Origin of the sequence: Clostridioides sp. ZZV15-6597 (assembly GCF_020657815.1) — a bacterium.
GTDB lineage: Bacteria > Bacillota > Clostridia > Peptostreptococcales > Peptostreptococcaceae > Clostridioides.
Map to the genome: position 1 here is coordinate 1 of NZ_JAGWCT010000218.1, position 1446 is coordinate 1446.

Sequence of the window (1446 nt, forward strand, 5' to 3'; positions counted from 1 at the left end):
AAATAACTTAGATACTTGTAAGTTTTTAGTCCTATTTTCAAGAGGAATCTTACTGTTACTTCTCTTAATGCAACTGCTTTTATATTGACAATCACGGCATTCTTCACAAGCATAACAAGTTATTTCACTTTTATAGCCTGTTTTTGATTTCCTATTTATTATTTTATTAGCAAATAGTTTTTTGCTATTTTTACAAATATAATAGTCATTTTTTTCATCATAATCCATATTATCAATACGCCCAATATCATTTTTATATTTTCTAGTTTTACTAATTTCATAATTTGCAGGTTTTATGAAAGATAATTGATTATTACACTCTAAAAATGTATAGTTTTCCTCACTTTCATATCCAGAATCAGCTACTACTTTAGGATATTTAAATTTTGTATAGTCCTCAATAGATTTTAAAAACGGTATTAATGTTGTAGTGTCAGTAGGTTGATGCCCTGAACTTACCCAAACTATATATTCTGAATCTACACCGAATTGTATATTATATGCTGGTTTAAGTTGTCCATTTTTCATATGGTCTTCTTTCATTCTCATAAAAGTTGCGTCATTATCCGTTTTAGAATAACTATTTCGTTCACCCATTATATGTAGGTCTTTAGTATATTTTTTCAATCTATCAATATAATTATTTAATTGCTCTATAGATTTTTGAACGATAGATTTTTTCTTTCCTTTTCCATGAACAAATATTATATTTGATTCTTTTGATATTTTTTTTAGTTTCTTTAAAAGTTTCTTTAAATGATAGATTTTGATTTTATCCTTATAAATTATTTTAATACCAAAATCAATCTCACATTTTAATATGAAGTCAGATATATTATTCATCATTTTAGCCATATTTTTATTTATAGCTTTTTTCCAAACAAAAGTATATCTATTAGCAGATGACTCTATTTTTGTACCATCAATAAATAGAGTGTCCTTTGAAATCTCCTTATTATCTCCAAGAAAGTTTGTAAACTGTGCAATCAAATCTTTGCTTATTGGTGAAAAATGAATACTACGAAATCTTGCAATTGTTGAATGGTCTGGGGCGGAGGCTCCGCCTAGCAGATACATAAAGTTAATATCTCTTTTGCATGCTTTCTCTATTTCTCTTGAAGAATAAATACAGTTCATGTTTGCATATATTATAATTTTCAAAAGTTGTCTAGGGGTTACTCTATTTCCTCTAATTCGAGAATAAGTCTTATATAGTTTTTCTAAGTTCATCTCCTCAATAATTTGACTTAATAACCTTACAGAATCATCTTTTGGAATCATATAATCAATATTTAGTGGTAATTTAAATTGATAATTATCACCATAAATAGTATAATCAAGTTGTATAATGTTTTGTTTTGACATACAATTATTATACAAGAATCCCAGGCTCTTTTGAACTTGGGATTTATTTTTTTTATACAAAAAAGGGCGTAGCACTATTTT

Annotated in this window: 1 protein-coding gene; it reads right to left on the bottom strand. The window is 26.6% G+C overall.

Features of this window, described 5'->3' with window-relative positions; translation table 11 throughout:
- A partial coding sequence (locus tag KGF52_RS20925) for an IS1182 family transposase (RefSeq protein ID WP_413927412.1) occupies positions 1-1380 on the bottom strand: 1380 nt, incomplete at its 3' end.
- Positions 1381-1446: the final 66 nt, after the last annotated feature.